Source organism: Treponema bryantii (assembly GCF_900113965.1).
Taxonomy (GTDB): Bacteria; Spirochaetota; Spirochaetia; order Treponematales; family Treponemataceae; genus Treponema_D; species Treponema_D bryantii_A.
Genome location: NZ_FORI01000002.1, coordinates 241421 through 266233 on the forward strand (window position 1 = coordinate 241421; position 24813 = coordinate 266233).

At 39.4% G+C, this 24813-nt stretch carries 20 protein-coding genes and 1 tRNA gene; 5 read left to right on the top strand and 16 right to left on the bottom strand.

Annotated elements, in window-relative coordinates; all coding sequences use genetic code 11:
* Window positions 1-95: 95 nt before the first annotated feature.
* The 15 genes from BM161_RS03780 to BM161_RS03850 all read right to left on the bottom strand — a co-directional run bounded on the left by BM161_RS03780 (window position 96) and on the right by BM161_RS03850 (window position 18595).
* On the bottom strand, window positions 96-1733 hold the full coding sequence (locus tag BM161_RS03780) for an FAD-dependent oxidoreductase (RefSeq protein ID WP_074930609.1): 1638 nt from the start codon (window positions 1731-1733) through the stop codon (window positions 96-98).
* 14 nt (window positions 1734-1747) lie between these two features.
* Window positions 1748-2464: a 4Fe-4S dicluster domain-containing protein gene (locus tag BM161_RS03785; RefSeq protein ID WP_074930610.1), complete on the bottom strand. Its 717-nt coding sequence runs from the start codon at window positions 2462-2464 to the stop codon at window positions 1748-1750.
* A gap of 18 nt (window positions 2465-2482) precedes the next feature.
* Window positions 2483-3313, bottom strand: coding sequence for an FAD/NAD(P)-binding protein (locus BM161_RS03790; RefSeq protein WP_074645128.1), 831 nt, complete (start codon window positions 3311-3313; stop codon window positions 2483-2485).
* On the bottom strand, window positions 3313-4380 hold the full coding sequence (locus BM161_RS03795; RefSeq protein WP_074930611.1) for a 4Fe-4S dicluster domain-containing protein: 1068 nt from the start codon (window positions 4378-4380) through the stop codon (window positions 3313-3315). The genes BM161_RS03790 and BM161_RS03795 overlap by 1 nt, the downstream gene beginning before the upstream one ends.
* The gene (locus BM161_RS03800; protein WP_074930612.1) at window positions 4380-5342 is read right to left on the bottom strand and encodes a 4Fe-4S dicluster domain-containing protein; all 963 of its coding nucleotides are present in this window, start codon (window positions 5340-5342) and stop codon (window positions 4380-4382) included. Before BM161_RS03800 ends, BM161_RS03795 begins: the two co-directional genes overlap by 1 nt.
* The gene (locus tag BM161_RS03805; protein WP_074645123.1) at window positions 5327-5767 is read right to left on the bottom strand and encodes a hydrogenase iron-sulfur subunit; all 441 of its coding nucleotides are present in this window, start codon (window positions 5765-5767) and stop codon (window positions 5327-5329) included. The genes BM161_RS03800 and BM161_RS03805 overlap by 16 nt, the downstream gene beginning before the upstream one ends.
* Window positions 5768-5816: 49 nt before the next feature.
* The gene (locus BM161_RS03810) at window positions 5817-7829 is read right to left on the bottom strand and encodes a CoB--CoM heterodisulfide reductase iron-sulfur subunit A family protein (protein ID WP_074930613.1); all 2013 of its coding nucleotides are present in this window, start codon (window positions 7827-7829) and stop codon (window positions 5817-5819) included.
* A 15-nt stretch (window positions 7830-7844) separates the two neighbouring features.
* Entirely contained in the window at window positions 7845-8234 is a 390-nt protein-coding gene (locus tag BM161_RS03815; RefSeq protein WP_074645120.1) for a 4Fe-4S dicluster domain-containing protein, read from the bottom strand.
* Window positions 8234-9028 (bottom strand): CoB--CoM heterodisulfide reductase iron-sulfur subunit B family protein, encoded by a 795-nt coding sequence (locus BM161_RS03820; protein WP_074930614.1) that lies wholly within the window; start codon window positions 9026-9028, stop codon window positions 8234-8236. The genes BM161_RS03815 and BM161_RS03820 overlap by 1 nt, the downstream gene beginning before the upstream one ends.
* A gap of 116 nt (window positions 9029-9144) precedes the next feature.
* On the bottom strand, window positions 9145-9888 hold the full coding sequence (locus BM161_RS03825) for a response regulator (protein WP_074930615.1): 744 nt from the start codon (window positions 9886-9888) through the stop codon (window positions 9145-9147).
* Complete coding sequence (locus tag BM161_RS03830) at window positions 9888-12866, bottom strand: hybrid sensor histidine kinase/response regulator (protein ID WP_177206199.1); 2979 nt, start codon at window positions 12864-12866, stop codon at window positions 9888-9890. Before BM161_RS03830 ends, BM161_RS03825 begins: the two co-directional genes overlap by 1 nt.
* A gap of 56 nt (window positions 12867-12922) precedes the next feature.
* Window positions 12923-14287, bottom strand: coding sequence for a sensor domain-containing diguanylate cyclase (locus tag BM161_RS03835; protein WP_177206200.1), 1365 nt, complete (start codon window positions 14285-14287; stop codon window positions 12923-12925).
* 117 nt (window positions 14288-14404) lie between these two features.
* Window positions 14405-15793, bottom strand: a complete 1389-nt coding sequence (gene fumC, locus BM161_RS03840; protein WP_074930618.1) for a class II fumarate hydratase — start codon at window positions 15791-15793, stop codon at window positions 14405-14407.
* A gap of 100 nt (window positions 15794-15893) precedes the next feature.
* The gene (locus BM161_RS03845) at window positions 15894-16835 is read right to left on the bottom strand and encodes an L-lactate dehydrogenase (RefSeq protein WP_074930619.1); all 942 of its coding nucleotides are present in this window, start codon (window positions 16833-16835) and stop codon (window positions 15894-15896) included.
* A 134-nt stretch (window positions 16836-16969) separates the two neighbouring features.
* The gene (locus tag BM161_RS03850; RefSeq protein WP_074930620.1) at window positions 16970-18595 is read right to left on the bottom strand and encodes a methyl-accepting chemotaxis protein; all 1626 of its coding nucleotides are present in this window, start codon (window positions 18593-18595) and stop codon (window positions 16970-16972) included.
* Window positions 18596-18664: 69 nt separating this feature from the next.
* On the opposite strand from BM161_RS03850, the gene BM161_RS03855 reads away from it, so the two are divergent.
* The 4 genes from BM161_RS03855 to BM161_RS03870 all read left to right on the top strand — a co-directional run bounded on the left by BM161_RS03855 (window position 18665) and on the right by BM161_RS03870 (window position 22791).
* Window positions 18665-20116: a monomeric [FeFe] hydrogenase gene (locus BM161_RS03855; protein ID WP_074930621.1), complete on the top strand. Its 1452-nt coding sequence runs from the start codon at window positions 18665-18667 to the stop codon at window positions 20114-20116.
* Window positions 20117-21757: a B12-binding domain-containing radical SAM protein gene (locus tag BM161_RS03860; RefSeq protein ID WP_074930622.1), complete on the top strand. Its 1641-nt coding sequence runs from the start codon at window positions 20117-20119 to the stop codon at window positions 21755-21757.
* A 65-nt stretch (window positions 21758-21822) separates the two neighbouring features.
* Window positions 21823-22578, top strand: a complete 756-nt coding sequence (locus BM161_RS03865; protein ID WP_074930623.1) for a hypothetical protein — start codon at window positions 21823-21825, stop codon at window positions 22576-22578.
* Between the two features lie 140 nt (window positions 22579-22718).
* Window positions 22719-22791: transfer RNA gene (locus BM161_RS03870), tRNA-Gly, on the top strand.
* A gap of 76 nt (window positions 22792-22867) precedes the next feature.
* Here BM161_RS03870 and BM161_RS03875 read toward each other — a convergent pair.
* Window positions 22868-23590: an EAL domain-containing protein gene (locus BM161_RS03875; protein ID WP_074930624.1), complete on the bottom strand. Its 723-nt coding sequence runs from the start codon at window positions 23588-23590 to the stop codon at window positions 22868-22870.
* Between the two features lie 116 nt (window positions 23591-23706).
* Here BM161_RS03875 and BM161_RS03880 point away from each other — a divergent pair, with 116 nt between their 5' ends.
* Window positions 23707-24762 carry a mannose-1-phosphate guanylyltransferase/mannose-6-phosphate isomerase gene (locus BM161_RS03880; RefSeq protein ID WP_074930625.1) on the top strand — a complete coding sequence of 352 codons (1056 nt, stop codon included), beginning with the start codon at window positions 23707-23709 and terminating at the stop codon, window positions 24760-24762.
* Window positions 24763-24813: the final 51 nt, after the last annotated feature.

A 24813-nucleotide genomic window follows, 5' to 3' on the forward strand; every position in this document is an offset into this window, starting at 1 on the left:
TGTTATACCTCTTTGTTCTATTATAATGAAAAAGCAGGCACTGTGGAAGTGCCTGCTTTTTTTAAGAATCCCGAAACAAGTTTGGGATGATGATTTTAGAGTGTTGCTCCAGGGATTTCTTTGTCGAACTCTGGGTTACCGTGATGGTATGTTGGGAGTATCTTTGGAGAAACTGCGCTGCCCTTAATCTTTGCAGCAGCACGTTCCTTTTCGAAATCCTTTACGTGCTGAAGGCTGAGCTTATCTGAAAGTTTAATCTTCTTGAACATCTTACCAGCTTCAATACCAGCTTCGCGTCCGAATACAACTACGTCGAGGAGTGAGTTACCCATCAAGCGGTTTGTACCGTGAACACCACCAGAAGCTTCACCAGCAACGAGGAGGTTAGCAACGTTAGTGTGGCAAGTCTTGTCAATTTCAACACCACCGTTCTGATAGTGGAGTGTTGGGTAAACAAGAATTGGTTCCTTGCGGATATCGATTCCGTATTTAATGAACATGTTGTACATAGCAGGAATTGACTTAAGGATTGTTCCTTCTCCGTGAATCATATCGATCATTGGAGTATCGAGCCATACAGCATCCTGTACGTCGTTGTGAACACCACGGCCTTCACGAACTTCGCGGATAATACCAGAAGCGTTTACGTCGCGTGTTTCAAGAGGGTGAATATAAACTTCACCGTCTTTATTGATAAGTTTTGCTCCAAGAGAGCGAACCTTTTCTGTTACAAGTTTACCAAGAATCTGTGTTGGGTAAGCAGCTCCAGTTGGGTGATACTGCAAAGAATCCTGATAGAGGAGTTTAGCACCAGCGCGGTATGCAATTACAAGACCGTCTGCTGTAGCACCGTAGTGGTTAGAAGTTGGGAATCCCTGATAGTGCATACGTCCGGCACCACCAGTTGCAATGATTACAACCTTAGCCTTAGCAATGCGGATTTCTCCAGTTTCAATGTTCATAAGAACTGCACCACAAGCTTCACCCTTGTCGTTCTTGATGATTTCGATAGCAGCTGTAAAGTCTACAACTGTAATCTTATCTGCGCGGTTGAAAGTTTCATCGCGGAGAGTACGCATGATTTCAGCACCAGAGTAGTCCTTACATGCATGCATACGCTTGCGGCTTGTTCCACCACCATGAGTTGTTACCATAGTTCCGTCTGGCATCTTGTCGAATTCAACACCAAGGTCGTTCAACCATTTGATTACAGATGGTGCTTTGTTTACAAGTGTATATACCAGTTCTGGTTTTCCGTCAAAGTGTCCGCCACCAAAAGCATCGAGGAAGTGCTGAGCAGGTGAGTCATTTGGCTTATCTGCTGCCTGGATTCCACCTTCAGCCATCATTGTGTTAGCATCACCAACACGGAGTTTTGTTACGAGAAGAACTTTTGCTCCAGCTTCAGAAGCCATGATTGCAGCAGAAGTTCCAGCTCCACCACCACCAATTACGAGTACGTCTGACTCATAGTCAATGTGGTTAAGATCAATCTTTTCTGGCTCAAGGCGTGGTTTTGCCTGAAGCATTTCTGCGAGCTCAATAGGAGCCTGCTGTCCCTTGTTAGGACCAATCTTAAGTTCTGTGAACTGTTTCTTAATGCGGTCTGGGTGGAACTTCAAGAGAAGATCGTCTTTCTGTTCTGCTGTAAGACGAGCATGTTCAAATTTAAGGTTTTCTTCGCGTTTTTCAGCTACGATTTTCGCAGCATCGTCAAGGTAATTTCCGTACATATTCGTCTCCTTCCTTATTTTTCAATTTCGCGTGTGTTATACAGATTCTTAATCTGATCGATATTACCTGTACACATTTTTACAAGCTTTTTGATTTCAGCTTCGCATTTACCTTCATCGATTTCCTTAACGCGGTCAATGAGGTGCTGACATTCAGGCTGGATGTACTTACCGTTGATACGGCGAGCAAGCTCTGCAACCTGTGGGTGAGAGATTCCTGCTGGACAGCGGCTAGAACAGCATCCGCACATTACACAGTCGAATGAAAGGTCTGCACACTTTGCAAAATCGCCGCGCTGTGCGTAAGCGATATACTGCATTGTCTGCAGGTTCTGAGGACAGGCACGTGTACAAGCGTTACATCCTACACAAGAGTAAATCTCTGGATAGAGCTGCATCATAATCTGCTGCTCAGGTTTGATTTTATTGATATCGTAAATCTGTTTTACGAGTGGGAAGAATGGAAGAGTAGCGATATACATATCGTTTTCAACCTTCTTAGAACATGCCAGACAAGTCTGAAGCTGATTCTGTCCCTTGATACGGTAGATTGTAGCACAAGCACCGCAGAAACCGTTACGGCATCCGCAGCCTCTCTTGAGCTGATATCCGGCATATTCCATTGCGTTCATAATGGTAAGTTCTGCCGGAACATCATATTTTTTACCAAAAATATAAATTGTTGCCATTTCTTTCTTTTCAGAAGTTGTTTCTGATTTCTTTACAGCCATTTTTTTTGCTCCTATAAATTAATACTCTGGTGGTAATTCACCGAGCTGGTCAAAGCTGAATACTGGACCGTCTTTACATACGAACTTGTCACCAATATTACAGCGTCCACATTTACCGATACCGCACTTCATGCGCATTTCCATAGTTGTGAAAATCTGTTCATCCTTGAAGCCAAGGTCCTTAAGGATTTTCAACGACATGTGGATAAGGATTGGAGGTCCACACATGATTACTGTCATGCCGGCATCCGGTTTAAGCTCTGTGATGAATGGTGGTACGAATCCAACGTGACCATCCCAGCCTTCTTCTGCACGGTCGATTGTGATATCGATAGAGCAGTTTGGCTGCTTCATCCATACATTCTGCATCTCATCAAGGCGAACGAGGTCTGCCTTTGAGCGTGCACCGTAAATTACCTGAATCTTACCGTAGTTTTCGCGGTGATCCATCATATAATTTACTACAGAGTGTACAGGAGCAATACCAATACCTCCGGCAATTACGAGAATATCTTTTCCTTTAAGAGCGCCTTCTACAGGGAATCCGTTTCCAACTGGTCCGCGAAGACAAATCTGCTGACCAACTTCTGCGTTGTGGAGCCATTCAGTTACACAACCGCACTTTTTGATTGAGAATTCCATGTGAGATTCGAGAGTAGGTGAAGATGTAATAGAAATCATTGATTCACCAACACCAGGAACGATGAGCATTGCACACTGTCCCGGAATATGGTTGAACAATTTCTTTCCATCAAGTCCTACTACGCTGAAAGTTTTAACGTCAGGAGTTTCCTGCTTGATGTCAATAATTTTTCCGATGTAAGGGATAAATGATTCGTTCTGTTCCATTATTTATCTCCTCCAATATCATCTGTTTCCTGAACAGCTTTGATAACTTTTACGATGTTCATATTTACAGGGCAGCTTTCAAGACAGCGACCACAGCCTACGCAGCTGAACAAGCCTTCGTGTGCCATTGGATAGTACATAAGCTTGTGCATAAAGCGCTGGCGGCTTCTTTCCTTCTGTGTGTGTCGAGGGTTTTCTGCAGCCATCTGAGTGAAGTCGTTGTACATACAAGAGTCCCAGCAGCGGATCTGACGGATTCCCTTTTCTGTTCCTGTGTCAAAGTCGCGAACGTCAAAACACATACAGGTAGGGCAAACATAAGTACAGGTTCCACATCCAAGACAAGCTTCAGAAACTTTATCCCAAATCTTTGAGTTGAAGATCTTGAGCATGTCTTTGCCCTGGAATTTTGAAAGATCAAGATGAGCAAACGGAAGTTTTTCTGTCTTGTCTTTAATATCTTTCTTAGCAGCTGTAACAGCAGCAGCGTCTGCATCAGCGAGTGCTGACTTAGCAGCTTCTACAAACTTGGTACCTTTGTCTGTGTTTGCTTCAAAGAAATATTTTCCGTCAGCAAGCCAGCAGCTTACATCGCCTTTAGAACCGTTCTTGTCTGTATCAAGACTTGCGTCGATTCCGTAAGTTGAACAGAAACAAGTTTTAGCAGGTTCGTTACATGCGAGTGTAATTACTGTTCCATGATCGCGGCGGTTTTTGTAGTAAGAATCAACCGGATTCATGTGAAGATAAACATTGTCGATTACTGTAAATCCAACTGCATCACAAGGACGTACACCGAACACTACAAAGTCTTCGAGTTCCTTGCGTGGGTCTTCCATTGTGATTTCTTTTCCCTTCATTGTGTAGCTAACCATGTGTTCAGTCTTAGGGAAGAAGAAGTCTTTAGCAGAGCGGACTGTCTTCAAGTTAGAAGAAAGCTTTACGCCTTTTTCCCACTTTTTGAAGTCTGCTTTGCCAGTATTGTTGTCTACCGGCAGGTACAGAGGCTGCTTTGTGCCGATGAGCTCAAACAATGAATCAATTTTATCAGCTGTAATAGATAACATTATTCAGCCTCCTTATCGTGAGAGCGGTCCCAAACGATAGTTGTTTCAGGGTCGCCTTCGGCATTAAATGTAAGCATAGCCGGTTTAGATTCCATATCTGCTCCAGCCTGATAGTCGCCGTAAATCTCGTTGATATCTTTAATGAACTTGCGGTTCAAAAGATACAATGGGATGTGCTGAGGACAAACGCGTGAACATTCACCACAGTCTGTACAGCGGCCGGCAACATGCCATGCGCGGATAATATGGAAGAGGCTTTCTTCAAAGTTAGTCTGTGCAACTTTCTGAGAAGTGTACAGTTTGTTGTTGTCGAATACACACTTTTCGCAGGTACATGCAGGACAAATGTCGCGGCATGCATTACAGCGGAGACAGCGGCTGAACTCATTCTTCCAGAATGCGTCGCGCTCGTCTGCAGTCATTGCTTCAATCTTTGCAACTTCTGCCATGCGTGTTGATTCAACAGGAGTTACGTCTGCTTCAACTCCGATAAGCTCGTCGCATGAAACAGGCTTTTTATTCTTACAGGTTTCGCAAACGTCTCCACCGTCGAGAGTGTCCTGACATGGAACTCCGATAGCATAAACGTCGTCGCGTGTAATGCGGTTTTCTTTCAAAAGCTGTGTAAATGAGTAAGTATCATTTGGCTTAAGGAAAACAAGAACACGTTCCTGTGGAATTGGGGCATCCTGAGCGTTTGGATCACGCTGCTTTGCCATTGTATTATTCATTCTTGTTGTGCTTTTAGCAATTTCAATTTTTCTTGTAATTCCTACAAGATATTTTGAAAGGTTAGCAGCACAGTATTTGTTGAATACAAAGTCCTTGTCGAGTTCTTCTGCACTTGAGAAAACTGCAGGAGTGATATCATCTTCAAAAAGACCTTTTTTCCAGCCAACTACTTTCTGAACTTTGCCTTCTGCAAGAAGTTCTTTTGCACGTGCGATTAATTTGTCTTGCATCTTACATCCTCCAGCTTTTTACATTCGCCAAGCTCAGTAATCTGCTTTACGAAATCATTCATAATTCCGGCAAAGCGTACACCTTCGGCAGCAGAACACCATTCAACGCGTGTACGACCTTTCTCAATTCCGAGGTAATCGAGCATAGAGAAAAGAAGAGTCATACGGCGGCGTGCAAAGTAGTTTCCGGTAGAGTAGTGACAGTCACCTGGGTGACATCCACACAAAATAACACCGTCAGCACCACGCTGGAATGCACGAAGAATAAACAAAGGATTCAAGCGGCATGAGCATGGAATACGGATAATCTTTACGTTTCCAGGATATTCGAGGCGGTTGTTACCAGCCAGGTCTGCACCTGCATAAGAACACCAGTTACAGCAGAATGCAACAATTTTTGGCGTCCAGTTTTTATTTTCACTCATAGTCATCATTTAGCGTTGGTGGTTTCGACAGACTCAACCACCGCTGTGTTTACAGTACGCTATCTACCTCCGCCAAGATTTGTTTGTTGCTGAATCCCTTAAGATCCATAGCGCCAGAAGGACATGCAACTGTACAAGCACCACAACCGTGACACATTGCGCTGTTTACCTGAGATACGTGGCGTGTAATTGTAGTTCTGTTTGGACCACGGAAATCCTTATCAACATAAGAAATAGCTCCGTAAGGACAAACGTTAACACACTGTCCACAACCGTTACATGCATTTTCATCAGGCTGAGCTGTACAAGGGTCGTTCTTGAGCTTGTCTTTTACGAGCAAACAGATTGCCTTTGCAGCAGCACCAGAAGACTGAGCAACAGTTTCAGGAATATCTTTTGGTCCCTGACAGCATCCTGCAAGGAAGATACCTGCAGTTGGGCTTTCAACAGGACGGAGTTTTGCGTGAGCTTCGAGGAAGAAGTCGTTGTTGTCCATAGAAGTTGTAAGCATTGTAGCAAGTGGGCGGGCAGACTTGTCTGCTTCGATAGATGCTGCAAGAACAACCATATCAGCCTTGATATGAACCTGCTTGTTCAAAATCAAATCGCTTCCCTGAACATCAAGAGTTCCGTCGCTCTGAGGAGTAACTTTTCCTACCTGACCTTTGATGTAGTGAACGCCATACTGTTCAACAGCGCGGCGATAGAACTCATCAAAGAGTTTACCTGGAGTACGAACGTCAATGTAGAATACATAACAGTTAGTATCAGGATAGTGGTCGCGTGTAAGGATTGCGTGCTTAGCAGTATACATACAACAGATCTTAGAGCAGTACTCGTGACCCTTTGTTGCATCTGCTGAACAGCGTGAACCTACACACTGTACGAATACGATAGTCTTTGGTTCTTTTCCGTCTGATGGGCGGAGGAGGTGACCATTTGTAGGACCAGAAGCGTTACAAAGACGTTCGAATTCAAGAGATGAAACAACGTCTGGGCTCTGGCTGTATGCATATTCGTCAAATTTTTCAAGAGAAATAGGATTGTAACCTGTAGCTACGATGATTGCACCATACTTCTCTGTAATGATTTCTTCTTTCTGGTCAAACTTGATAGCACCAGCGGCACAAGCTTTCTCACAGAATCCACAAACATTGTCCTTGCCGTTTGCAAGTCCCTTCATGTGGAGACAGTAGTTTGCGTCGATGTTTGCTACCTTTGGAACAGCCTGAGCAAAAGGAATATCGATTGCCTTGCGGTTGTTCAAACCAAGGTTAAAGCTATTTGGTACCTTCTTGTTAGGACACTTTTCGATACAAGCACCACAACCTGTACACTTTGTTTCATCAACATAGCGTGGGTGACGTTTAATATCGATTTCAAAGTTTCCGATGTATCCGCTTACTCTGCAAACTTCAGAAGCTGAAAGAATGCGGATGTTTGGATTCTGGCTTACTTCTGTCATTTTTGGAGTTACGATACAAGAAGCACAGTCCAAAGTAGGGAAGGTCTTATCGAGTTTAGCCATCTTACCGCCGACAGTGTAGTCTTTTTCTACGATGTCTACCGGGAATCCGGCATCTGCGATGTCGAGGGCAGCTGTAATACCGGCAATACCACCACCAATTACCAAAGCGCGCTTTGTCATTGGAGTTTCACCTGCGATAAGAGGTGTGTCGAGGATTGTCTTAGCAATAGCAGCTTTACCAAGAGCAATAGCTTTTTCTGTAGCCTGCTCAATATCTTTCATTACCCATGATGTCTGTTCACGGATATTTGCAACTTCTACTTTGAATGGGTTAAGACCAGCACGCTCTGCGCATGAACGGAAGGTTTTTTCGTGCATACGTGGAGAACATGAACAAAGAACAACACCAGTTAGCTTGTCGTTCTTGATATGGTCTTCAATCATTTGCTGACCGGCAGATGAACACATGTAAGTGTAGTGTGTTGAGTAAACAACTCCGTCTACCTTTCCAAGTTCTTCTGCAACTTTTTCTACGTCAACTGTTCCGGCAATGTTAGTACCGCAGTGACATACAAATACACCAATTCTTTCCATTTTCTATGTCACTCCTTATTTCTTGTACTTTCTGAAAGCACTAACGATAGCCTGCTGAGGCATATCATCATCCAGATGCTCTGGAACCTGAACAGGATCAAGACGGTGAGGACCGCGCTGACCTTCAACATACTGACGTACACCGTCAATCAGTTTAGCTGGTTCTACCTGGCGTGGACAACGCTCGAGGCAGGCAAAACATGAAAGACATGCATAGATTGATTTAGAATTCAAAAGAGGCTCAAGGTCTCCGTTTTCTACCATCTGAACAAACTGATGTGGATGATATTCCATAGCATCATAGTTAGGGCAGGTAGCAGAACATTTACCGCAGACCATACATTTCTTAGGATTTACGCCGCTTTTCAAAAGGATAATTTCTTTTGCAAGTTCGTTGTTTTCCATTACTTTTCCTCCTTCAAGCCAAGTGCTTCTGCAAGAAGTTCTGTAAAGTAAATTACATCGAGCTTTGAATCACCTTTGTTCTTGATAAGGTTATAGCGGCAGAGTGGACATGATGTAACAAGGAAGTCAGCACCCATATCTTCTGCATTAGAAAGGATTTTCTTAGTTCTGTTCTTAGGGATAGATTCATCTTCGAACATTGTGTAAGCACCACAGCACTCGTTTCTCTGTCCATAGATAACAGGTGTACCACCGATGGCTTTAATAAAGTCCTCGATAATCTGTGGGTTTTCAGGATCGTCCAAACCAAGAACTTTTCCCGGGCGAAGAAGAAGACATCCGTAATAAGCACCGATTTTTTTACCGGTGAAAGGCTTTTTGACTGCTGCCTTTACTTTGTCCCAGCCTACAACATCACGCAGGATTTCGAGATAGTGAACAACTTTTGTTTCACCATGATACTCAATTTCGTCCTGTTTAAGGTAATTATTCACCTTGAAAGCTACTGTCTCGTCTGTTGCAACATCGTTATTAACCTGTTTAAGAACGTTGTAGCATGCAGAACAGAGAGTAACCAAGTCTTTTCCTGAATCACGTGCGTTTGCCAATGCACGAACAGATGAAAGTTTAGAAGCGATTTCATCTTTTGCCATAGGGTATTCACCACCACAGCACTGCCATTCAGGAATTTCTTCAAGTGTGAATCCTAATGCTTCCGCAGATTTGCGCGCATAAATATCAAGGTCAAGAGCCTTGTTTTTCAGCGTACAACCTGGAAAATAAGAATATGTCATACTTGCTCCCAATTAATAAATATACATGTATGGAAATTAGAAGAAAACCAAAAAAACGATTTACCCCTAATTATCCTAATAGTATACCTTCATTTTGGGATTTTGTGAAGATAGATTTATGCCTTGATAATTCGATTTTTAAAGAAGTCTACAACGGCGGCTTTGATTTCGTCTGGTGCTTTACTCTTGAGAATGTATCCGTCTGGCTTAAGCTGCATTGCGTTGAGAACACTCTGGCGGTCATTGTTTGCTGTAAGGAAAATTACAGGAAGATTATTCAGACGTTCATCACTTCTGATTGCTTCAAGTACCTTTGGCCCGTCCATTGTTGGCATTTTATAATCCAGAAGAACGAGATCTACCGGGTGCATGTCCAGGAACTGAAGTGCCATTTCTCCTGAACTTACAAGAGAAAGGTGGAAATCATCTCCAAGCCATACTTTAATACTTCTTAGAATAATTGGCTCGTCATCTACAACGAGGATATGTTTTTTGTCACTGCTATTTTTTTCCATAAGCTCTAAAACTTTTTCAATATTTACTGTGTATGATTCTATTTTAATTGAAGGAATCTGCTTGAAAAAACGGTTGTCCTCAAGAGAAAGGGTAGTCATTTTTCCAATAAAGCAGAGGTGATAATCATATTTTTTCTGATAAATTACAATCTTTCGGATTACATCAAATTCAATGTCATCTGAAAGAAGTACGAGAAGCTGTATAGAAAAATTTGGAAGTCTGTCTACGTCGCTGCCAGTAGGATAATAAACATTTACTTTGCATTCTGTCGCTTTAAATTGATTTATAAGATTCTTTACTACCAGTCGAGACTGGTCTCCCACTATATAAAGCTCATCAATCATTAGTTAATGCTCCCATCTGAAAGTAAGATTTTCAACCCCTGAAAATCTACGTTTTCTATACTTGTACGAATCTTATCAAATTTTTGTGAAAAATCAAGGGGTAGTTTTACCGATGATAACTCTGCAGAAAGCGCGTCGAGTCCGTCGATATCGAAAGTATCTGTACAGTTAATCATCTGTGAAATCTTTTGAGAAAGCTCTTCCTGTGAAATTTCTTTTTTGTCTGATTCGTCTGATTTATTTTCTAAAAGAGGTTCAAGCTTATGCTTAAAGGCTAAAAATTGTTCTATAAGCGGTTTATGATTGCTTTGAATCTCCGTTATTGTATTATTATTTGTACATTCTTCCAAATGTTCTGCAAGTTTTGAAAGCTCCATAGCACCAATAAGACGGGATGTACTCTTTAAGGCATGAACTTTTATTCCATAATTTTCCCAGTCTTCTGCTTCAAAATACTGCTGTAATTCCACTGCCTTTTCATCAATTGAGGCATGGTACTGTTTAATTGTTGTATGAAGAAGCTCTTCTGAACCGCAGTTTGTAAGGGCGGCAAGTGAATCAATTCCTGGTATCTTTTTGAGTTTCTGAATGAAATCAGAAGGCTCTACAGTTTCTTCAGAATCAGTTTCTGGCGGAGTTTCAAGATATTCTGACGGAAGATATTTACAGATCATCTCTTCAAGCTTTGAAGGATTAACCGGCTTTGAAAGATAATCATCAAAACCTTCACTAAGATACATTTTTCTAACACCGCTGATTGCATTTGCAGTAAGGGCAACGCAAGGCTGGCCGGCATTCTTATTCCTTTTAAGTGCTTTCATTGCATGTAGGGTTTCAATACCATCCATTTCCGGCATGCGGTGGTCAATAAAAAGAATGTCGTATTTATTTTTCTTTACAGCTTCAATAGCCTCTTTACCGCTGAGAACAGTATCAATAGTAATACCTGTGTTTTTAAGAAGTCCTTTAATTACTTCAAGGTTCATTGCAGTATCATCAACAAACAAAAGGCGGCCACGTGGAGCATAAAGCTTTTCTTTGTAGTTTGCCATTTGATTGATGCTTTCTTCGTAAGCTTCGTTGAGATCTCCGGCAGCTGTCCAGTCAATAACCTTCTGTTCCAGAATAAATGAGAAATCTGAACCTTTTCCGTAGGTGCTTTTTACATCAAGCTTTGTGTTCATCATATCAAGGAGACGGCGGACAATACTCATTCCCAAACCGCTTCCTTCAATAGTTCTGTTTTTCTCTTCCTCAATGCGTTCAAAAGGTGCAAAGAGTTTTTTCATATCTTCAGGCTTAATTCCAATTCCGGTATCAATTACATGAACCTTGAGCAAAAGACCTGTTTCATCTTCTTTTTCATAATCAATATTGAAAGAAATTGAGCCTTCATTTGTATATTTAATTGCGTTTGTAAGAAGATTAAGAATACACTGTTTTATGCGTACACTGTCTCCGTAAAGAGTTTTTGGAAGAGTTGGATTAATATTGAGCTCGTATTTAAGTCCTTTTTTCTGAGCCCGTTCTCTTGTCATATTTACAAGGTCAATTATAAGTGAAGAAACCTCATAATTGTCTGGAAGAAGTTCCATTTTTCCTGCTTCTATTTTTGAGAAATCAAGAACATCATTTACTATTGAAAGAAGGTTAGAGCCTGCAATTTTGATGTTTGTAGCATAACCGAGAATTGTCTTATCTTTTGATTCACGAAGAATCATTTCATCCATACCAAGAACGGCATTAATTGGAGTTCTGATTTCGTGGCTCATATTTGCAAGGAAGGCACTCTTAGCCTGAGATGCTGCGGCATTAATCTGGCTTTCTGTAAGAGCGGCCTCTTTTGCTTCACGCTCTTTTTTTGTCTGCTCACTGATATATTCAATATATTCTTTGAGCTGGGTAGTCATCATTCTGATGTTGTTTGAAAGAATACCAATTTCGTTATTCGAAGTATAAGGAATATCTGTATAAAGTTCTCCACGTGCAAGACGGTTTGTTGTTTTTGTAACAATTCTGATAGGATCAATAAGATTCTTTAATGTGTAATAAATCAGATTGATTGTAAGCATGCTGACAATTGCAAATGCAATTACAACAGCAATTATCTGACCAATGATGATTCCTGCAACTTCATCCTGAGAGACAGCAAGAATATAATACATTCCGTTATCAAGGTGAGAGAGAAGGGCAAAATAATTACGGTCGTCCCAAGTGAGTCTTTTTAGAGGCTGTTTTGTTTCTTTGTTTGCAGTTTCCATTATGGCTGAAATTTCAGAAGATCGTTCTACAGCCTTGGAAAGTTCTTCTGAGGTATTTAAGTTGATTAGATTCTCTTCTGCACCAAGAAGGATTCCAATTGAGTCATCAATATTAATTGAATTTACAATGTCTAAGATAACAGCAAGACTTACGTCTACACCAACAACTCCAAGAAACTCGTCGTCGCGATAAAGTGGAATGCTGTATGAAAGCATTCTCTGACGGAGGTTTAAGTTTTCATAGGGTGGTGTCCATACGGCTTCTTTGTTCCAGATTGGAAGATAATACCAGCCAACGTGTTCAATATCAGATGGAGAAAATTTTGATAAATCTGTTGGGCGTACACTTACATAACTTTTCTGGTAACTTCCTGTAAGAAAAATTCCTCTGGTCGGTCCATATTTATCCATATCAGGACGAAAATATGAACATACTATTCCTTTATGAGAATATATAAGTGAAGTCATTTTTTTCTCGAGATTTGACATGAACTCTTCTTCGTATGCAGGATTATTCAGAAGCTTTTTTTCATCCAGATTAGTAAGAATATAATCTTGAAATTCTTTTGTTATGTTTTCTGCAGTATTAAAAAAATAATTTAATTCAAGAGTTTTTTTCTCTAAGGCAATTTCTATAGTCTTTGTATTATTATCATGAAGCTTGACAGAAAAGTAGCTTAACAATATTGCTGCGGTTATCAGAAAAGAAACTGCCATGGTTGAGATGATAAATACTAATGTTTTGGACTTTAACAGTATAGATGACTTTTCTTTCATCGCTTGCCAACACCGTTTCCACCGGCTTCTTTAACTGCATAGCATGCCTGTACTGCACGGTAATAATTTGTTTTAATTGAAACGGAAAGGTCAACGTCGACAATTCCTACAGAAACCGTTACGTCTAATTCTTTTTGGGACTGCTCGCAGAAATCGGTAAATCTTTCTTCTGCTTCATAACTGTCCATCTCAAGGAAAAGAACAAATTCGTCTCCTGACCAGCGGAACATAATTCCTCTGTCATCAAGAGCTGTTTTTGCAAGTTCTACAATTGCAAGTACTATCTTGTCGCCGTCGCGGCCATCATTGACAATCTTAAAGTGATCTATGTCAAAAACTACAAGAGATTTATAACGGGTAGTATTGAAAACTCCGAGTTCTCCATAAGACTCTTTAAGATAGTTTCTGTTAGGAAGTCCCGTTAATTCATCTTCCGGAAGTGAAGACTTTACAAGATCGTGATGCTGAACTTTTTTCTGGTCAAAAAGGAAATATAAAATTGCATGAATTATGAAGAAATAAATTAAAACGATAGAAATAATTCCCTTTGTTTGTGCCTGAATAATATTATTTCCCTGTACGACTAGATACCATCTGAGACTTGGCATATAACGTGTCATACGGAAACCACTTTTTCCTTTCTTTACGTGAGTAAATGCTTTGTCATTTGCACCGTCTGAAAGTGCATCTGAGATGTAAGCATTTTTGATATTATTGAAGTTAGTATCAACCTGAACAAGGCCCTGAGTGTCTATAAGATTGATTTTAACCTGATATTCTTTTTCAACTTCTTGAAGCATTTTCTGGAAATCTTCCATGAAAAGTCCGATTCTACAAACACCAAGAGTATTTCCTTCATCATCTTTAATTCTAGCGTTGATAAAAATACTCCAGCGGTAATCAAAAAGCTGATCCCGGTCTGTTTCAACTGCAACGTCGAGTCCATTATCTATAAAAATAGGATACCAGTTATCGTACGGGTCATCCTGTGGATTTACAATTTTAGCAATACCAGTAGGAGTGTAGAAACGTTTTGTTTTTTCTGAAACAACAAAGGTTGCTGCATAACCAAATTGATTAGTAATGGCAGAAAGAAAAGAAGACATCATTGCTTCCATTGCTTTTGGATTTGTCTCTTCTTCCTGTTCAAGAGCACGGATCAAAAATTCATCGGAACTTAAACCCGTAGAAATACCGATTGGTCTTTCTACACTTCCTGCAATGAGTCCGTAAATGTGTGATGCTACAAGCTGGTTGTTTGAAATTTCGTGCTGTTTATTGTGTAAGAATGAAGGTGTGATGTAAGTAATTAATAAAAGGGAAAGAACAAGAAGAATTATAACTGGAATTTTCTGTTTCAATAAAATGTCCTTATAAAAAAAATCGGCAAGCACAGCTTGCCTCTGAGGCATTCTTTCGATGAACCTAAACCGGCCCGCTGTCGCAGCCCGGTTTTTAACGGTTCTTCGATTGTAGCCTTATTTCTGTGGGAAAGCCATTGCTTCTGGTTTGAATACTTTATCAAACTCAGCAGCTGTGAGGAATCCGAGTCCTACGCAAGCTTCCTTAAGAGAAATATTTTCATCAAATGCTTTGTGTGCAGTCTTAGCAGCATTTTCGTAACCGATATATGGGTTCAATGCTGTTACGAGCATCAAAGAATTGTAGAGATTGTGATGCATCTTATCCTTATCAGCCTTAATTCCTACAGCACAGTTTTTGTTGAATGAAAGCATTGCTTCTGCAAGAAGGCGTGTACTCTGGATAAAGTTGTAAGCGATAACTGGCATGAATACGTTCAATTCAAAGTTACCCTGAGAAGCTGCGAAGCCGATAGCGGCATCATTACCCATTACCTGAACTGCAACCATTGTTACAGCTTCACACTGTGTTGGGTTTACTTTTCCTGGCATGATTGATGAACCTGGTTCATTTTCAGGGATACGGATTTCTCCAAGACCATCACGAGGACCAGATGCAAGCCAGCGAACGTCGTTAGCAATCTTCATCATATCTGCTGCGAGAGCTTTGATTGCTCCGTGTGCAAATACGAGTTCGTCCTTAGAAGTAAGAGCGTGGAACTTGTTAGGTGCAGTTACGAACTTTTTACCTGTGAGTTCGCTTACGCATTCAGCAACTTTTTTGTCAAAACCCTTTGGTGCGTTAAGACCAGTTCCTACAGCTGTACCACCAAGAGCAAGCTGCTTGAGATATGGAAGTGAAGATTCGAGCATCTTTCTGTCGCGTTCAAGAGAAGTTCTCCATCCAGAGATTTCCTGACCGAAAGAAATAGGTACAGCATCCTGAAGGTGTGTACGACCACTCTTTACAATCTTCATATTTTCTTTTTCGAGTTTTGCAAATGTTGCTACGAGTGTATCAATTGCTGGGAAGAGTTTGTCTTCGATAGCATATACTGCAGAAATGTGAAGTGCAGTAGGGAAGGTATCGTTTGATGACTGACTCATATTGATGTCGTCGTTTGGATGACAAAGTTTTTTACCAGCAATTTCGTTAGCGCGGTTAGCAATAACTTCATTAGCATTCATGTTGCTCTGTGTACCAGAACCTGTCTGCCATACAACGAGAGGGAAGTGATCGTTGAGTTTGCCGGCGATTACTTCGTCACAAGCCTTTTTGATTGCGCTAAGCTTTTCCTTAGTCATCTTCTCTGGCTTGAGGGCGTTGTTTGCCATTGCAGCTGCCTTTTTGAGGTAACCAAAAGCCTTTGTTATTTCACGTGGCATTGTTTCAATACCAACACCAATTTCGAAGTTTTCGTGACTGCGTTCAGTCTGAGCTCCCCAGTATTTATCTGCAGGAACTTTTACTTCACCCATTGAGTCATGTTCAATTTTGTATTCCATAATGTGTTTCCTTATAATTGTGGTTTCGATACGATGCTTCGCATCACTCAACCACCGGTGGTTGAGTAGGCTGAAAGCCGTATCGAAACCACATAGTTAATTAGAAGTTTACCTGCTTAATAACGTCTTTGAGACATTCTGCACTGTGGCGGAGAGATTCAATTTCTGAATCTGTAAGAGGAGCTTCAATGCGTCCCTTAATTCCGTTGCCACCGATTACAGTTGGAATAGAAAGACATACATCCTTAATTCCGTATTCACCGTCGAGCATAGAAGAAATTGTAAGAACAGAATCTGTATCGTAGTTCAAAGCTTCACAGAGAGTTGCTGTTGTTACACCAATAGCATAGTTTGTGCACTTCTTAGCAGCAATGATAATTCCACCAGACTTGCGGATGTAGTCTTCAACGTCATTCTTGTCGAAATCTGGGAGTTTTGGTCCGCGGTATGATTTAGCAAATGAATCAACTGGAATAGAACCAATGTTAGCAAGTGACCAAGGTACGAAAGAAGAATCTCCGTGTTCACCGAATACGTAACCATGTACGTTTTCCTGTGCTACCTTGTAGTTTTCTGCGATACGAGCGCGGAAACGAGCTGTATCAAGCATTGTACCTGTACCGAAAATGCGGTTAGCTGGAATTCCAGAAGTTTTTACAAACTGATATGTAAGAATATCAACTGGATTTGCAACAATAACATAAAGAGCGTTAGGAGCAGCCTTAGTAATCTGAGGAATTACAGACTTAGTGATATCAACGTTTGTCTGTGTAAGGTCAAGACGTGACTGTCCAGGTTTGCGTCCAACACCAGATGTAAATACAACAATGTCAGAACCCTTAGCATCTTCGTAGTCACCATCATGAACATAAACAGGTCCAATGAAAGGAGTACCCTGGCGGATATCCATTGCTTCTCCCATAGCCTTTTCTTTAATGATATCGATGATAACGATTTCTGAAGCAATCTGCTTCAAAGTAAGGGCATAGGCAACAGTTGATCCTACCTGTCCTGCACCGATGATTGTAATTTTTCTTGACATATTTCTGTCTCCTATTAAATAAATATATCTATAATAAACTATAATGAATATATTAAGCCTAATATATCTTTTTAATTATAATCTATTAAACGTTTTTTGTTAATAGAAAAACAAGAGGAAATATTCGGATGTGTTTAGCACAAAGCTCCGGAAATCTTTTCTGCTACAGCGGCATTTGCCGAAGCGTTACTGTCGATTTCATCAATAGCATGTCCAATGTTATTCAAATAATCTTCAAGGCTGCTAACCTTACGCTGCAGCTGTTCAGTACCATTTGAAATATTCTGGAGTGCAGTATTCTGCTGGATGATTTCTGAAGCAACTCCTTCTGCAAGTCGAGTGTTTGTATCAGCATCGTCTACAATGCGGGTGAGGGCATTCATAACGTCACGGGTTCCGGTATCAATTTCTGAAACGCCCGAAAGAATTTCCTCCATAACACGGATTGTATTACGAAGCTCGTTTGTAATTGTCTTTGTATATTCAGAGAAGGAAACTACAGATTCTGAAGTTGCGTTTACGATTGTTCCGTTTTCTTCAAGTGTGTCTGTAATCTTCTGTGCATTCTTAGAAGTTTCTTCGGAAAGCTTACGGATTTCCTGAGCAATTACTGAGAAGCCTTTACCAAGAGTTCCGGCATGAGCAGCCTCAATAGAAGCATTCATAGCAAGAAGACCTGTCTGAGAAGCAATTTTATTTACGGCTTCTACGAAGGTTGAAACCTTGTCTGAAGATTCCTTTACCTTCATCATGTCGTTTACAAGATTTTGAAGAAGCTTCATCTGTGAGTCGAGGTTCTGAACGAGAGTGTTCATTCCGGCTCTCTGATCATTTGCAATGCTGCTGATATTTGTAAGGCTTGCAGACATTTCTGTAAGGGCAGCAGAGGTTGTAGAAATTGCATCACTCTGGCTCTGAACACTCTTTTTCATCTGCTCAGCTTTATCATTAATCTGATAGCTGGAATCTTTGATAGTTATAGCTTCTGAACTGAGAGTATTTGTTTCAGTATTAATATAGTTATAAAGCTCTCTGATTTCAGAAACACTGTTTGAAGCTTTATTTGTAGATTCTGATAGCTGCTTTCCTATATTAAGACCTTCTGCAGTTTCAATAATTACATTTGAAATCTTATTAAGTGCAAGGGAAGATTTATTTTCATTTTCTTCTGCACGTGAAACTACACGACGTGCAAAATTATCAAAAAGAAGAATACAGATATTTGCAGTAATGATACCCATTGAACAGATGATGATGTTCATTGTTGCTGTATTAGGATCGGCCTGAAAAAGTGGCTGATATCTTACTACATTCTGAAGTCCCCATAGTGCAATACCGACACCAAAGAAAACATGAAGTTGTTTACGTCGTAGAGAAATTACATAGTTACAAACAGACATTACCGAAAGGAAACATGCATCTCTATATGGCAGATAATTTGTTACAGTAAAGGGAGATCCATAAAATTCCACGGCGACGACAACAAGAATTGCGGCGGTTGTAAGCCATGCTCCAAAATGAATATGCTTTCGTTTGATGAGTGAAAGAGAAGTCATAAAGAACGAAAGAATAAAGAAGCTTCCAATACTAATAATGAAGTATTTGAATACAAAAAGAACTATTGCGAACAAACCAAAAAGAACAAGAAAAACAAGGTTGGATCCGGTAAGAATAGTTAACTGTTCCTGCTCTCGAATCGGGAGCTTTTCGAAATAATCCTTAGGAGGATAGAATTTCTTGTTAATGTTAATATTTGCCATATCATTATTATTTTAATTTAATTTCAAATATTGTGCAAATAATAAATCTTTAATACTATTATATACAATATGAATATCAACAATAATGCCACAAACGTAAAGAGAGAACTGCTTGTTAGAATTGCAAAACTTCAGCTGGATGGTGAACTCGATTCTAGAAAAATAAATAAAATTCCTACTGAAATGAGACCTTCCGGAACAGCTCCAATTGGCTGCTGTATTTATCATGACAGGGAACTCTTGAAAATGCGTCTTCTTGCGCGTATGGGAATTTCTGTTGAGAATTATAATGATTTAAATGATCTTGATGATTATGCAAGAGAAGCGCTTGAAAGAGAAAAGCCTACCTGGCCTATGATAACTGTTTTGCACGAAGCTTGTAACGGTTGTGTAAAACAGAACTTTATGGTTACTAATGCCTGTCAGGGATGTTTTGCTCGCCCTTGTATGATGAACTGTCCTAAGAAAGCTATTCATATTGTTCATCATGCTCATATTGATGCGGAAAAATGTATTCATTGTGGTCTTTGTGAGCAGAATTGTCCATACCATGCAATTATTAAAATTACTGTTCCATGTGAGGCTGCTTGTCCTGTAGGAGCTATTTCCAAGGGAGAAGATGGTCACGAAGTTATTGATTTTCACAAATGTATTTACTGCGGTAAATGTATGAGTGAATGTCCTTTTGGCGCTATGATGGACAAGAGCCAGCTGGTGGATGTTATTAAGCATATTATGGCTGGCAAAAAGGTTAGTGTGATGTATGCGCCTTCTATTGCTTCCCAGTTTAAGGCTAGTGCAGGACAGCTGGAGCGTGGTTTTGAGCAGCTCGGTTTTACACGAATATATGAAGTTGCTGCTGGAGCTGATATTACTGCGGACCGAGAAGCGGCTGAGTTTACAGAACGTATGAAACGTGGAGATAAGCTTATGACAACTTCATGCTGTTCAGCTTATGTTCGTGCGGTTCATATTCATGTTCCAGACCTTGATCCATGTGTTTCTGAAACAAGAAGCCCTATGCATTATACTGCAGAGCTTGCTAAGAAAGATGATCCTTCTTGTGTCACTGTTTTTGTGGGACCTTGTCTTGCAAAACGTAGAGAAGGTTTTGATGATGAGTTTGTTGATTATGTAATTACTGCGGAAGAGCTTTCTGCTTTCTTTGAGGCTAAGGGAATTGAAGTTTCTAAACTTGAAGCTGTAAAGAAAACTGAAGTGCCAACTGCAAGCGGCCGTAATTTTGCACGTACAGGCGGTGTTGCTGAAGCTGTAAGATGCCGTCTTGCTGATTCTTCTATATTAAAGCTTGATGTTATTAACGGCTTGAATATAGAAGGTATGAAGAAGCTTAAGTACTATGGCGAAATTAATGCAGGTCGTGTTGAAGCTAAAGAAGGCGACGGAAATCTTGTTGAAGTTATGAGCTGTGAAGGCGGTTGTGTTGCAGGTCCTTGTGTCGTTCAGAAATTAAATCTTGCAAATATGCAGCTGGACAAATATGTAAAGGAAGGAAAATAATTGTCCGTTGCAGTTGTCTGTACAACTTTATTAATAGAAAAATCTCCTCAAGCCTTGCCGTTAGGAGCTGCATGCATTGCTTCTGCTGTAAAGAACTGGCCGAATCTTAAAGACAAGATTAATGTCAATCTTAAAGCTTTTTCTCTTGAAGATGATGATTTTAAAAAGCTGAAATCTAAAGATGAAAGGGCGGAGTATATTGCAGACAAACTTTATCAGCCTTGTGAAAAACTGATTGTCTGCTTTTCGTGCTTTGTATGGAATGTCGAAATTCTTAGACAGGCCGCTGCGTTCTTAAAAACAAAAGGTGCTGTTACAATTGCAGGCGGTCCTGAAATTACGGCACATCCTTCTTTCTATAAAGATTTTGATTATACAGTAAGTGGTGAAGGCGAGGTTTCTGTTCCGGAACTGATTTCAAAAATCATTAATACGTCTGAAAAATCAGACAAAGTTATAATTTCTCAATTACCTGAACTTTCTATCTTACATTCACCATATCTTGATGGAATTATTGATCCTTCTGAATATGAAGGTGCGCTCTGGGAACTTGCAAGAGGTTGTCCTTTTAAGTGTGCTTACTGCTATGAATCTAAGGGTGCAAAAACAGTAAGACTTTTCCCGATGGAGCGAATTAAAGCTGAGCTTGATTTATTTGCGAGAAAAAAGATTCCTCAGGTTTTCGTGCTGGATCCAACTTACAATGTAAATAAAAATCGGGCAGTGGAACTGCTCAGACTAATCAGACAAAAAACTCCGAATACCTTTTATTATTTTGAAGCCCGTGCTGAGTTTATTGACCGTGAACTTGCCCGTGAGTTTACAAAGATTCCGTGCGCTTTACAGATTGGTTTACAGAGTGCAAATGAAGATGTATTAAAACTTGTAAACCGTCCATGGGATAAAAAGAAATTCTTAAAAGGTATTTCAATTTTAAATGAAGAAGGCGTTACCTTTGGCCTTGATTTAATTTTTGGCTTACCAGGCGAAAGCTTTGGTTCTTTTAGAGATGGAATGGATTTTGCACTTTCTTTGTATCCTAATAATCTTGAAGTGTTCTGTCTTTCTGTTCTTCCTGGAACTGATTTATTTGACAGGGCAGAAGGCCTGGGACTTGAGTGGGAAAAAGATCCTCCGTATCACGTTATAAAAAATAAACAGTTCAGTATTGAAGATATGAAGAAGGCAAAAAAACTCGCTAAGGCCTGCAGTGTTTTTTATAATGACGGAAGAGCAGTGCCGTGGTTTAATTCTGTCTGCAGAGTTTTGAAAATGAAAGGTTCAAAACTTCTTGAGTTATTTTATGATAAAAAACTTACAATGGACGGTAATACGGACTGCTGCTGTGAACATACTCAGATAGAAAAACTACAGCTGGAATTCTTAAGAGCAATTTTTACCGAGCGAAAGATGGAAAGATATTTCAGGGCGACCGAGGATATTATAAAATTTTACGGAGCGATTTCCAGAACTACTGCAAGCGGTAAATCTGAAATTGTACAGCTTAATTACAATGCTGAATATGTTGCCTCTGATTATGCAAGTGATATCAGATGGTTTACAGAAAATCTTAAACCTCAAAGATCAAAAATACAGACCTTTATGAATCAGGGATCTGCCGACTTTAAATTTATTAAATAAAAATTATTACAACTTTTTTTTAATCTATGATAAAATACTTTAAAATTATTTAAGGAGTGGTTTTTATGAAAAAACTTATTACTTTGTGTATCGCATTATTTGTTTCTGCAGTTATGTTTGCACAGAATCTTCCTGCATTCACAGAATCAGAAAATGCTTATGTATTTGATGCAAAAACATTGAAAGAAGATTTTGGTGATGCTTGTAAAATTGTAAACCTTACTTTTGAAAAGAATCTTAAATTTGATGTTTATTTAATGAAATCAAATAAAAAGAAATGGCTCTTTGCTGGTGATGCAATTGTAAACGGTATCCTTGATTCTTGTGTTCTTGAGTCTGAATATGATGGTGATTATGATGATTACAGATATTTTGCACTCGTTCCAAAAGATGACAGAAAATATAATGTTACATTCACTTATGACAACGTATTTATGTATGCATTCTCTAAAGAGTCTTGTGTATTCCTTGTAGACATGGATATTGATACTCCAGCTGATGTTAGAAAGAACTCAACTATTATTGATGTAAACAGTGTAAAGGGTAAGTTCAAGGACAATATCAAATTGATTAATAAGTCATCTGATTCAAATATGGATTTCATTATTTTTGGATTTGATAGTCCAGATGCAACAAAGTGGGATGCTGTTGGTAAGGGGGATCTTAAGGAGTTTAATGATACAGACTCTGTAGAAACTGTTATTAACGATTCTTCAAACATGAAGAAATATGCATACTATGCTGTTTATGCAACTAACGGCAAAAAGTATGATGTAAATCCTTCTAAAGCTCACAATGACCTTATTATTGAAATTAAATAAATCATTTTTGAGTTCATAGTTTTTAGTTGATTTGAAAGTCCTGGTTGAAAAATCAGGACTTTTTTTTGACAAATTTTTAAAAATTTAGTTTTAAGCTATTGACTAAAACAGAGCAAATCTATATATTTAATATATCACTTGCGGATGTCATATAACGGCTTATTATCTCAGCCTTCCAAGCTGATGACGAGGGTTCGACTCCCTTCATCCGCTCTTTCAAAGAGTTTCTAGAATCTAGAAACTCTTTTTTTTTGCTCTAAATTTTTCAGAGTTCTTGGGAGTCGAACTCTTACTGCAAATCATTATAAATCTTCGGTTTGCCCAGGAAGTAGCCCTGCATTAATTTTATTGGGTATTTTTTCAGGTAGTCGTATTCTTCCTGAGTTTCTACGCCTTCGGCTAGGATTATGATTCCTTTTTGCTGAAGGTAATTACAGATATCAATCAATGCTTTTTGATTTCTTAGATTTGTGTGAATGTTTGAAATCAGTTTGCGGTCAATTTTTACAATGTCCGGATTATAGAAATCTATACATTCTTCATCAATGTTTTTGCCAGTGCCATAGTCATCAATTGCTACAAACTCGTCTGTTTGAGATTTTATAAACTGTGTAGTCTTTTTGTTGTGAGCATGGTTGTCAAACTCGGTGTATTCGAGCATTTCAATAACCAGGCGGCTCTTTAATCTGTGCTGTACAAGAAGATGAACTTTATCAAGCATTTCATCAGATACAAAAGCAGAAGGGAAGGAATTTAAAAATAACTTACCAGTAAGATTATTTTCTAAAAATTGTTTAGCTGCATAATAGATTGTAAAATCTTCAATTTCATTTAATCGATTTAAACGGGCATATTCAGCTATTACTTCCATTGGTGTATAAGGAGTGGGACGCATAAGTGCTTCATAACCATAAATATTGCCAGTTTCAATTTCAAAAATCGGCTGAAATGCGAAATTAATTTTTTCCGGTTTTGACATCACGTCAAAAATTGAATTATTTTCTTTGTACATCCATTTAAGTCTAACATGAGATTTTGAATTATTACTAATAATTTTATTTTATATTTATGAAAATCATTTAATACACTTCATTTGCCCTAAAACATAATATTTAATATAATACAAATATGATTATTCCAATTATACTTTCCGGTGGTGCCGGAACACGTCTTTGGCCGCTTTCATGGGGTGACCATCCAAAACAGTTTCTACCGCTCGTTAGTGAGCGCACTATGATTCAGGAAACTCTTCTTCGTCTTAAAGGACTTCAGATTGGTTCTCCAATTATTTCTTGTGGAGAAGGTCACCGCTTTATGGTTGCCCAGCAGATTGGTGAAGTTAGTGAAACTAAGCCAACAATTCTTCTTGAACCTATGGCAAAAAATACTGCCCCAGCAATTGCAGCTGCCTGTTGTGCCGCTATGAAACAGGATAAAGATGCAGTAGTAGTAGTACTTCCAAGTGATCATGTTATTGCAGATGTAGAAGCTTTTCAGAATGCAGTAAAAGCTGCAGCAGTTAATGCTGAAAAAGGATATCTTGTTACATTTGGTATTGTTCCAACTTTCCCTGCAACAGGTTATGGTTATGTAAAAGCAGCAGGTACAGAAAGTGATGGTGCATATACTCTTGAAAAATTTGTAGAAAAACCTTGTCTTGAAAAAGCACAGGAATATCTTGCAAGCGGTGAGTATGCATGGAACAGCGGAATGTTTGTATTTAAAGCTTCAACATTTATTGAAGAACTTAAGATTCATAATCCAGAAATGGCAAAGCTTTCAATTGAAGCATTTGAAAAGGCAACAGAAGATACAGACTTTATTCGTCTTAACAAAGATGCTTTTGGTCGGATTAAGGGTGACTCAATTGACTATGCTGTAATGGAAAAAACTTCAAAAGGCCGTGTAGTAAAATTAAATGCCGGCTGGGATGATGTTGGTTCCTGGAGCGCTCTTTATGATATCAGCAAGAAAGATGAAAATCAGAATGTTATCAAAGGTGATGATGTAATTACAATTGATACAACTTCTTCTTACATCCGCGGCGGTAAACGTACTGTTGCTACAATAGGTCTTGATGATGTAGTAATTGTGGACAGTGAAGATGCCCTCCTTGTTGCCGCAAAAGGTAAGATTCAGGATGTAAAGAAAATCGCAGAAACAATTAAGAGCCGACAGGCTTAACTCAATACATTAATTATTTTATAACGCTCCGGATAATTTCGGGGCGTTTTT

Bases quoted from the DNA above. Each gene is read 5' to 3' on its own strand.
- BM161_RS03780 (WP_074930609.1), bottom strand. From the start codon at position 1,733: ATGTACGGAAATTACCTTGACGATGCTGCGAAAATCGTAGCTGAAAAA.
- BM161_RS03785 (WP_074930610.1), bottom strand. From the start codon at position 2,464: ATGGCTGTAAAGAAATCAGAAACAACTTCTGAAAAGAAAGAAATGGCA.
- BM161_RS03790 (WP_074645128.1), bottom strand. From the start codon at position 3,313: ATGGAACAGAACGAATCATTTATCCCTTACATCGGAAAAATTATTGAC.
- BM161_RS03795 (WP_074930611.1), bottom strand. From the start codon at position 4,380: ATGTTATCTATTACAGCTGATAAAATTGATTCATTGTTTGAGCTCATC.
- BM161_RS03800 (WP_074930612.1), bottom strand. From the start codon at position 5,342: ATGCAAGACAAATTAATCGCACGTGCAAAAGAACTTCTTGCAGAAGGC.
- BM161_RS03805 (WP_074645123.1), bottom strand. From the start codon at position 5,767: ATGAGTGAAAATAAAAACTGGACGCCAAAAATTGTTGCATTCTGCTGT.
- BM161_RS03810 (WP_074930613.1), bottom strand. From the start codon at position 7,829: ATGGAAAGAATTGGTGTATTTGTATGTCACTGCGGTACTAACATTGCC.
- BM161_RS03815 (WP_074645120.1), bottom strand. From the start codon at position 8,234: ATGGAAAACAACGAACTTGCAAAAGAAATTATCCTTTTGAAAAGCGGC.
- BM161_RS03820 (WP_074930614.1), bottom strand. From the start codon at position 9,028: ATGACATATTCTTATTTTCCAGGTTGTACGCTGAAAAACAAGGCTCTT.
- BM161_RS03825 (WP_074930615.1), bottom strand. From the start codon at position 9,888: ATGATTGATGAGCTTTATATAGTGGGAGACCAGTCTCGACTGGTAGTA.
- BM161_RS03830 (WP_177206199.1), bottom strand. From the start codon at position 12,866: ATGGCAGTTTCTTTTCTGATAACCGCAGCAATATTGTTAAGCTACTTT.
- fumC (WP_074930618.1), bottom strand. From the start codon at position 15,793: ATGGAATACAAAATTGAACATGACTCAATGGGTGAAGTAAAAGTTCCT.
- BM161_RS03845 (WP_074930619.1), bottom strand. From the start codon at position 16,835: ATGTCAAGAAAAATTACAATCATCGGTGCAGGACAGGTAGGATCAACT.
- BM161_RS03850 (WP_074930620.1), bottom strand. From the start codon at position 18,595: ATGGCAAATATTAACATTAACAAGAAATTCTATCCTCCTAAGGATTAT.
- BM161_RS03855 (WP_074930621.1), top strand. From the start codon at position 18,665: ATGAATATCAACAATAATGCCACAAACGTAAAGAGAGAACTGCTTGTT.
- BM161_RS03865 (WP_074930623.1), top strand. From the start codon at position 21,823: ATGAAAAAACTTATTACTTTGTGTATCGCATTATTTGTTTCTGCAGTT.
- BM161_RS03875 (WP_074930624.1), bottom strand. From the start codon at position 23,590: ATGTACAAAGAAAATAATTCAATTTTTGACGTGATGTCAAAACCGGAA.
- BM161_RS03880 (WP_074930625.1), top strand. From the start codon at position 23,707: ATGATTATTCCAATTATACTTTCCGGTGGTGCCGGAACACGTCTTTGG.